At 47.4% G+C, this 7,700-nt stretch carries 10 protein-coding genes and 1 pseudogene; 8 read left to right on the top strand and 3 right to left on the bottom strand.

Going from position 1 to position 7,700, the window contains the following annotated elements; translation table 11 throughout:
- Positions 1-36: 36 nt before the first annotated feature.
- Positions 37-189 (top strand): annotated as a pseudogene (locus tag KOSB73_RS31210) (DUF5431 family protein); the annotation flags it as partial.
- The gene (locus tag KOSB73_RS24520; protein ID WP_223256846.1) at positions 134-256 is read left to right on the top strand and encodes a type I toxin-antitoxin system Hok family toxin; all 123 of its coding nucleotides are present in this window, start codon (positions 134-136) and stop codon (positions 254-256) included. The pseudogene KOSB73_RS31210 and the gene KOSB73_RS24520, both read left to right, overlap by 56 nt.
- Positions 257-463: 207 nt before the next feature.
- Here the strand turns inward: KOSB73_RS24520 and KOSB73_RS24515 are convergent, their stop codons facing one another.
- Positions 464-724, bottom strand: a complete 261-nt coding sequence (locus KOSB73_RS24515; protein ID WP_009653224.1) for a hypothetical protein — start codon at positions 722-724, stop codon at positions 464-466.
- 540 nt (positions 725-1,264) lie between these two features.
- Here KOSB73_RS24515 and KOSB73_RS24510 point away from each other — a divergent pair.
- The gene (locus KOSB73_RS24510) at positions 1,265-2,236 is read left to right on the top strand and encodes a hypothetical protein (protein WP_009653249.1); all 972 of its coding nucleotides are present in this window, start codon (positions 1,265-1,267) and stop codon (positions 2,234-2,236) included.
- Between the two features lie 362 nt (positions 2,237-2,598).
- Here the strand turns inward: KOSB73_RS24510 and KOSB73_RS24505 are convergent, their stop codons facing one another.
- Positions 2,599-2,976, bottom strand: a complete 378-nt coding sequence (locus tag KOSB73_RS24505; protein WP_042927811.1) for a hypothetical protein — start codon at positions 2,974-2,976, stop codon at positions 2,599-2,601.
- A gap of 1,535 nt (positions 2,977-4,511) precedes the next feature.
- Here KOSB73_RS24505 and KOSB73_RS24500 point away from each other — a divergent pair.
- The 5 genes from KOSB73_RS24500 (at position 4,512) to KOSB73_RS24480 (ending at position 6,874) form a co-directional block, all read left to right on the top strand.
- Positions 4,512-4,727: a hypothetical protein gene (locus KOSB73_RS24500; RefSeq protein WP_009653220.1), complete on the top strand. Its 216-nt coding sequence runs from the start codon at positions 4,512-4,514 to the stop codon at positions 4,725-4,727.
- 89 nt (positions 4,728-4,816) lie between these two features.
- Complete coding sequence (locus KOSB73_RS24495) at positions 4,817-5,104, top strand: hypothetical protein (RefSeq protein ID WP_064371197.1); 288 nt, start codon at positions 4,817-4,819, stop codon at positions 5,102-5,104.
- 116 nt (positions 5,105-5,220) lie between these two features.
- Complete coding sequence (locus KOSB73_RS24490; protein WP_133116577.1) at positions 5,221-5,610, top strand: hypothetical protein; 390 nt, start codon at positions 5,221-5,223, stop codon at positions 5,608-5,610.
- A gap of 102 nt (positions 5,611-5,712) precedes the next feature.
- Positions 5,713-6,117 carry a hypothetical protein gene (locus KOSB73_RS24485; protein ID WP_042927814.1) on the top strand — a complete coding sequence of 135 codons (405 nt, stop codon included), beginning with the start codon at positions 5,713-5,715 and terminating at the stop codon, positions 6,115-6,117.
- A 478-nt stretch (positions 6,118-6,595) separates the two neighbouring features.
- The gene (locus KOSB73_RS24480; RefSeq protein WP_009653251.1) at positions 6,596-6,874 is read left to right on the top strand and encodes a hypothetical protein; all 279 of its coding nucleotides are present in this window, start codon (positions 6,596-6,598) and stop codon (positions 6,872-6,874) included.
- Positions 6,875-6,924: 50 nt separating this feature from the next.
- On the opposite strand, the gene KOSB73_RS24475 is transcribed toward KOSB73_RS24480, so the two are convergent.
- Positions 6,925-7,698, bottom strand: a complete 774-nt coding sequence (locus tag KOSB73_RS24475; RefSeq protein WP_064371196.1) for a nuclease-related domain-containing protein — start codon at positions 7,696-7,698, stop codon at positions 6,925-6,927.
- Between the last annotated feature and the right edge of the window lie 2 nt (positions 7,699-7,700).

Genomic DNA, 7,700 nt, shown 5'->3' with positions numbered 1-7,700 from the left:
AACTTTTTGGGGTCAGTACAACCCGAGGCCCACTGTATGTCTAGTCAACACCAGTATGGCCTCTTACCGTGCAATTTGCAAGGAGGAGTAAACCATGAAACTACCGCGAAACGCCCTTATCTGGTGCGTATTAATCGTGTGTATCACGCTCTTGATATTCACATGCCTGACCCGGAACCGCTTATGCGAACTCCGGCTAAAGGACGGGGACAGGGAGGTCGCGGCAAGCCTGGCTTACGAATCCAACGGTAAGTAGCAACCTGGAGGCGGGGGAAACCCCGCCTTTTCAGGAGCTGGGTTGATCTGACATGCCTGAAGCGCTTTATGAAGGGGTTACCGGTTCGCTGGTAGCCCCTTTTTCCTGCCCGGATACCAATTAAAAAACCGCACGACCGGGGAGGGGAAATCAAAAAAAAGCCCACCAGTGGCGGGCAAAGACTACACACAGCTACTACAGGAAGATTCAGGCGGTTTCTTCGTAAACGTTGTAATCACACATTGCGCCGCTGTAATTCTGAGAGCTCAGCGCTTTATTCATCGCGCAACTGAAGGCGTTCGAGCGATCGCCAGCTGTACCGTTGTGTCCGTAGCGGGCAATTTCATTCGGTTTTTCATAACTGCATTCTTCCAGAACAATAAAGGCAGCAGCTTCACTATCCAGCAATTCGATACCGAGCCCTGCATTTTTTGTGTTTTTTAACTGGTAATATGCCGTAAGTGTCATGCCGGACCCCTCATAAGTCATACCGTTAGTAATAACACATTTCTATGGGTAAAGTTGAAATTTATTAATCCGCCCTGAAACCCGACATTAACAATAATATTCAGGGTGATAAATGATTAAATCAATGCATCGATGCTTCAATTTCCGTTATGTTAATTTATTATTTAAAAAACTGCAATCAGGAAAAGAAATGTCCGACCACTGCCACCCGGCGAGACTGGTTATTATTATCCGGGGGGGGGTAATTGCTGGGCATATAGACACTGACAGTTTATTAGTATAGATAACTGTTCGATAAAATAACACAGTCCATAAACAGTGCAAAATTATGGCCTGAGATAAACAGGAAGGTAACTTTTTAGGCTGAGGTCATCACACAGACATAGTTCCTCAATATTAAACCCTTCATCGTACCCCTTGAACGGTATGATTCGTTAATTATTTTGGGTCTTGATGCGTTGATTTTAATTGCTATCCTGGTTATCAGCCAGCGGAGTGTTCTTAAGGGAGCGCCGCAACGTTAAAGACAGGGACAATAAAATGACTACAACACAATTAATCACTGCTGCAGAGAATGAAGATGTGTTTGCCAATATTATGACCACGCTGGTGGAGTTGGCAAAACACGAGGGCGATTTCATGTTGCATGACGCCATCTGTCGGGCGGAAATCGATATCGACGAAGATAAATTTTACAGCATGATTGGGGGCCACAGGCAATCCGCTGCACAATGTGTCCGCTTACTCAGGCGCTGCGGGGCTATCACAAGTAAAGCAGTGTACGACCTTGCGTCGAACGTCGAGCGTCTGGCTCTACGGCTTGCCCGCGATGAATGGCTAAGGGATATGCCATTTCCGTTAAAATCCCTGGCATTTTATCAGGACGAGGCGACAGCAAAACGCGAAAGCTATCTGGTCAATCAGAAAGAGAAACAGTATCGGTTCAGTGTCTATGTAACAGGGCGTGTGGAATACCCTGAAGATGACCCGATGCAAGGCACCTACATCACTGACGGGACATTCCTGCTGGGTAAAGCCCAGACCGTGGCAGATGCGCTGGAACGGGCAAAGGAAGCCGCTATGCGGGGTGAATGGAACGAACGTGGGGAGGAAGAGGATAGTTATGATCCGTGGATGTGCAGAGACTGCGGACCGGTCAGCTTTTATGAAAGAACGATCGAAATCCGGGATGAAAATGAACGGCTAGTGGTTGCCGGTAATGCCTGCAACCTGGAATGGTACGGGCACGTTGCTAGTCTGGAGGAAATCCGCCGAATTGAAGAGCAACAGAAGGCACTCTACGAGAAAGCCAGCTACGAAAGCGGCTGGGACAACTATGAGACCGCTCGTCAGTTGCGACAGGAAGCAGAACAGTTATCCGTCGGTATTGTGGATGAATACTGGCGCAACCACCCGGACGTTATTAAAGCAGTGGAGGAGTTTAATTATCCGGCGTTCATGGATGAAGAGGCGATCGCCTTTAACGCTGACGAGGACATGGGGATAGAATGACGGTCAGCTGGTGGGGCAAGCATGTACAATCCAAACCAGCTAAAGCACCTGGCGGGCCAACTGGCGCACGCCGATCACCCAAGAAACCCGGAACCTTTCTTCTGATTGCGATTTTTCCAAACGACCAAAAGTGTTCGCGGGCACAGAGGGGGGTAAGGGGGAGTGGCTGACCGCACGTATCCGATCCTTTCCCTTGTACTGATGCAGGTTGCTCAATCGTCATGTACTGTTTTCTGAAAGAAGTGATGAAGGCAATCAGAGGAAAAGTTACTTTCGCTCACACTGGCAGGCACCCCGCACATTACCTGAAGGATCTGACGCAATGATGACGTGCAGAGCGGGCGTGAAACGCCATACCGCTGTCAGGGCTCTGTAAAATATTCCGTGGCGTATTCAACCGCATCCAGCGATGCGCAACCTGTCATACCGAAGTAACGCCGGTCAGTTACGCCGTCAATCCTGAACGGTACCAGCGTGCCGGTCTGTCCTACCTGCACCCCTCGTTCCTCAATGATCACATCCTTTTGAGTTAAATGGGGCTTCGAAAACAGCCGTTCGCCATTTAACAGGACATTCTTTAAAACGGCGGCTGTGGCCTGCTCTGTCGTCACTGAAGGGCAGGCGCGTATATCCGCCTGGAGAGACGCACGGGCGTCCAGCCAGTACCACGCTATAAGCACTGCTATAAACACGGCCAGCGCTAAAACAGATATCCCTGCTACTTTTAAAAACTTCATCATGGTCAGCACCACTTACCGATTATTTTACACCGGGCCGAAATATGACACAGAAACATAATGCCAACCATCCCTGATAATGTCAGTGGCCGGAAAGGATGACTGGGGTAAACAAAACACAATCAGAGGAAAAGCTATTTATGATCGGCATCATTGGGCCGGTATGAGTTTGCATAATGCCTGGATAAATACGAGTGAGGTAAGGGACATCCGCCTTAAGTGATTGCAAGCTCATAATGCCTGGTAAATTACGGGTTATCGGGTACACAGCAATAATGAATCTTCAGGCGAAGAAAGTAACTTTTGTCGACGGTGGACGGAAAACAGGCAACAAGACGACCAGGACTCAATGACGTCATAACGTCGGGGTACGCTATCTCTACGCCAGAGGGCCAGTCTTTGGTATCAGCTGTAAAAAGCCTTCAGGAAGCGCACAGCACGACAGCTGGCGCTCTTTAGTGGCATTGCCTGTAGTTCCGGTTCAGTTCGGCCCGGTATGCCTCTGAGTCCATATATGAACGATCTGCCGCGTTCCGTCTCAGTGTGTCGCACACAAACACATCATTAGCCAGTGTGCCCTGCATACGTTTTATGGTCATTGTGTCATTGCAATTATGTCTACGCACACTGGCAATATCAGAAATAATCAATCCGATTACCGGAGACAGTTCATATAATGCGATTATTTATTTTTTCTCTGGCGGTCTGACATCAGGGTCACTTTCTGCAGAAATGCCTGACGCAAGTGGGACGCAAAGAAGAAGGGACAGTATTAATTTGTTCATGGCTTCTTCGGCCTTGAACCACGCCAGGCACAATATGAGAGGTAGGATACAAAAGAGAAAAATACAAAAGGGATGTAAAACCAGACCCTCAGGGATTTAATTTCTTCATCTGAGACCAGAAAGGTCAAGGCAGATATTATGGCGAAACAGATGAGTGTCAATGTGAGTGTAAGAATAAATACAAACTTATCATCTGAAGTAGTAGGGATGAGGCATGATTCTTTCCGATCGCTTTTGTGTTCCATGTAGGCTCGCTATTAATGATGGGTGAATATGCGATGATATTATCACAACAGGTCATGATATTCGGATGGAGTAAATCTGAAATGCTTTTCTGGTGGCGATAAATGTAGTTAATCGCAAAACGTAATAATCGGCTTCAGTAATGTTCTTCAGTAACTCAGAAACTTTTCGAATAGTTAGTTAATGCTGACAGTAGCGGCTCATGCGCGCCCATAGAATGCCATTGTGCTGGGCCCGAAGGGGGGGGATATCATCACATCGATGATGTTGGTTTTGCTGGTGGATGTTGGCAGTCACCAGGGGCAGGCATTCAGAGAAAAGTAACTTTTATCTACCGCCGGATACTAACCCTGAAATGCCAGGGTGATTATGAATGGGCGATGATATAAAAAAACCTGAAATGAGCTGAATGCTCTAACCAGTGGCTACGACAGACAATATGATTATGTATAATGCTGAAAGACAGTCATTCGCGTTTTTAATGATTACTTATTTTTTCAGGAGTCAAATATGGGCATTAAATTTCATGATTTCAGAGATGACAGACAAACCTTTGACAGGGGGGAGTGGCAGGCCACCATCGACATGAATAAATGGCTGGAAGATAAAAACATAGACGTTATATCAGTTGAAACTATTTTTAAAGTCTCAGGATCCATGGCGAGCACTTCCAGCAGGTTCGAGGCAATCCGACTCTGGTACAAAGAAGTCAGCCCGACTATCTGAAGTGTGGAGTGGGTTAATCGAGCTGGGTATGCTGGTTAACCTTTTCACCTGAGCATAATAAATCCATCCTCCAACAAAAAGACATTCACATGAATATCAAAATTCAGGAACCACCTTCTCGTACTCAAACCTTTGTCATGAGTACGCTCTACGTAATTCGTGGGCTTGCGGCAATGACAGTATATTTTTTCAGAACGTTTCCTTTAGCATTCTTCTATGTATTGCTGGTGGTCACTTTGTTTTGTGATATGAACAATATACCGTTGAAAGGTCTTATGCAGGAGGGGATGCTCATTAAGCTATCCGCCTATGCATTACAAGCAAACGTGCTCTGGCTTGGTGTTAAGGTGTCGATGAATTTAGACGAATTTTTCTAGGGGCATAAACTTCATGGCACCGGACTCATAAGGCAAAAGTAACTTTCTGAGTCATGGATATAAACCTTTGCCTTGCTGCTGCTGCTGGTGGATGGACTGGATGATCGTCTTATTGAATGGAAATTAACGTAATGAGAAAACACACAATACTCCTGGCTATTAGTTGTATTGCGCTTTTATCACAGGCGGAGGCCGCAAGCCCGGACACATCGTGGGTGCATTCTGCTGATAAAAACGGCACATTGCAGGCCAGTGCCCTAGTCGAAGGTTCCGACGTCTCCGAACCCGATGATGACAACTATGTTCGTCTGACAAAAAACGAGTATGACGAGCTGGTCTGGAAGGCTAAAACCTACCCAGTGCTAAACTCTATAGAAACAGGCAGTCCCCGGGATAAAACTTTTTTTTCCTGGGATTTCTTTTGGGCTTGGCTGGGTGGCTCTTTTACGACAGCCCTCATTTATTTTTTCGCTTTTCGGGGGAAAAAAAATGGATCTAAGAAGTAATAATTTGAGTCCTGCTTCATACGTCACCTACGTGAATGTAAATTCAACGAAAGCGTATTGTATAGTGACCACTCTATCAGACCGCAACGAAAGGCAGGCAACATGAAAAATGAACAGCAATCAGAAAATAATGGATGTTTGGTTTTGCCCTTAACCCACAGCAATCGGGGCCTGGATTCACTATCACTCGAACAGATAGCTGCATTACCAGATGCCCCAGCGTCTGGAGCAGGACGGAAAAGCAATCTGTCATTCTTACCGTTTATCGCCTCTCTGAACGGCGTACGCTTCGCTGACCTTGACGTGGAGCAGGCACACCGTTTTACCGCTCTCAGGGACATTGCTGGCACGATAGGGTTGGTACTGGTAGCCGAGGTCCATTCAGGCCCGGACAATGCTGTTGTGCAAACCCCTGAGGGGATGAACGACAAACAGCTGGTGGACTGGTATGTAGAGAATAACGCGATGATATCAGTCAGCCGGTTTGTGAAGGACTCGCCGTGGTGAGCAGGCTTCCCTGGCGTCATTAAGCAGGTGGTGCAGAGCTTCAGACGTCGCAGCTACTGTTCCCACCTTTGGGGCCTGCGAACCCACGGCACATCCCACGTGTTGTATACTTCGACACAAGTCACTTTTAATCACCGGGGCAGTCACATCATTGCGCCTCATAATTCCTGGTTGTTTATGATTACCCGATCACCTTAATCCTGTCGCTGACCATCCACCCAAAGTACCGGTACCAAAAACTCGCACTAAATATGGAACCAGACCTGGTTACGATGTCGATAAAAGTCACTTTTACCGGAGCGGGCGAAAGTCACTTTATTGCCCGGGTGAAAAAGGGGGCTTTGAGGAGGCATTTGAATCTTTATAATAAGAGACTGGTAAAGCTGCTGGTGGACCTGACATGACATTTCTTAAATCTCTGGACTCACCGCCATTCATCGCAACGTATCGTTGGGCGGGCTCATTCGATGGACGGTATATGCCTCAGGCGTATTCACTTCTGCAGGATCTGAATCTCCGTCACTACCTGCCAGTGGTCAATGCCGAGTTTGATATATGTGTCATTCACTGCGGCAATCAGTGGTGGCGCTTCAGGCTGGTGGATGTGAAATCTGATGAACATCAGAAAAGGATGGTGGCCCGGACGGCATACCGGCTAAACCAGTCAATGGGGATCGCGGAGCAAATGGTCAACATGATCCACGCCTGGCAGTCGGTGCCTCACCTTAACCCACCGGCATCTGACTATATAAACTAAACAGGGCCCGCTGGTGGCCCTGTTTATATCTGATGATGAAACGGGTAGCGCTATTCGCGGTACTGTTTATGGATGACTTCAGACCGCTTACGTGAAAATAACTTTTTCAGCGCACGGAAGAACAGGGTGGTTGTCAGTAACGTAAAATAGGTCACTCTGTGCGGTACGGATATGGGTTGCCGGTGTTTCAGTTTCAGTGAATAGACGTGCCCGAGGTCGGTCAGCAGCGTCTGGGGAAGCATAGCTTTACGCAGGTCATTTTCGATCCAGCCAGTTTCCTCCACACTAAAAACAGGCTCTGCCTCGTACGAGTTGAACTTGTTCCCAAGGTCATCACAATTAGAGCACAACCACTCCGGTACGGGGTCCGCCATGAACTTACTGCGCCCGGTCAGTAACACGACGTTGATGATGTGCTTATCATCCCTCTTAATAGCCCGACATACGCCTGATATGTGCGTTTTATTCTGGAGGAACGGATTCAACATCCTGTGTTTCGCTTTACCGTAGCCGTACACCACCGTCCATGATTTATCGTCGAGGGCACCGTAAATGTCACCGGCATAATGCTTCTCTTCGATAATGAAGATCCCTTTCGTGCTGATAAATATATGGTCAATCTGTGTCGTCTGCGATGAATTCAGCGGAAGAGTAACATCTGATATGAGTCTTCCCTCCAGATCGGCCAATAGTCCTTTCAGGGCATTACGCGTACGCTGTTCACTGAACATGTTACTGATAAGCGGCCAGACGCACAGAATAATGCATGACAGAATAAGCATGACGAACACCAGAAAGATGGTCGATAACGTGGTCAGGTCCATCG

It is taken from the genome of Klebsiella grimontii (assembly GCF_900200035.1).
GTDB lineage: Bacteria > Pseudomonadota > Gammaproteobacteria > Enterobacterales > Enterobacteriaceae > Klebsiella > Klebsiella grimontii.
The sequence above is the reverse complement of the archived record's forward strand: the minus strand, read 5'-3'. Positions and strand labels throughout refer to the sequence as shown.

What these genes read in the sequence shown, in the direction of transcription:
- KOSB73_RS24515 (WP_009653224.1), bottom strand. Translation starts at nt 724, where the DNA reads ATGACACTTACGGCATATTACCAGTTAAAAAACACAAAAAATGCAGGG.
- KOSB73_RS24510 (WP_009653249.1), top strand. Translation starts at nt 1,265, where the DNA reads ATGACTACAACACAATTAATCACTGCTGCAGAGAATGAAGATGTGTTT.
- KOSB73_RS24505 (WP_042927811.1), bottom strand. Translation starts at nt 2,976, where the DNA reads ATGATGAAGTTTTTAAAAGTAGCAGGGATATCTGTTTTAGCGCTGGCC.
- KOSB73_RS24490 (WP_133116577.1), top strand. Translation starts at nt 5,221, where the DNA reads ATGGAAATTAACGTAATGAGAAAACACACAATACTCCTGGCTATTAGT.
- KOSB73_RS24485 (WP_042927814.1), top strand. Translation starts at nt 5,713, where the DNA reads ATGAAAAATGAACAGCAATCAGAAAATAATGGATGTTTGGTTTTGCCC.
- KOSB73_RS24500 (WP_009653220.1), top strand. Translation starts at nt 4,512, where the DNA reads ATGGGCATTAAATTTCATGATTTCAGAGATGACAGACAAACCTTTGAC.
- KOSB73_RS24495 (WP_064371197.1), top strand. Translation starts at nt 4,817, where the DNA reads ATGAATATCAAAATTCAGGAACCACCTTCTCGTACTCAAACCTTTGTC.
- KOSB73_RS24475 (WP_064371196.1), bottom strand. Translation starts at nt 7,698, where the DNA reads ATGGACCTGACCACGTTATCGACCATCTTTCTGGTGTTCGTCATGCTT.
- KOSB73_RS24480 (WP_009653251.1), top strand. Translation starts at nt 6,596, where the DNA reads ATGCCTCAGGCGTATTCACTTCTGCAGGATCTGAATCTCCGTCACTAC.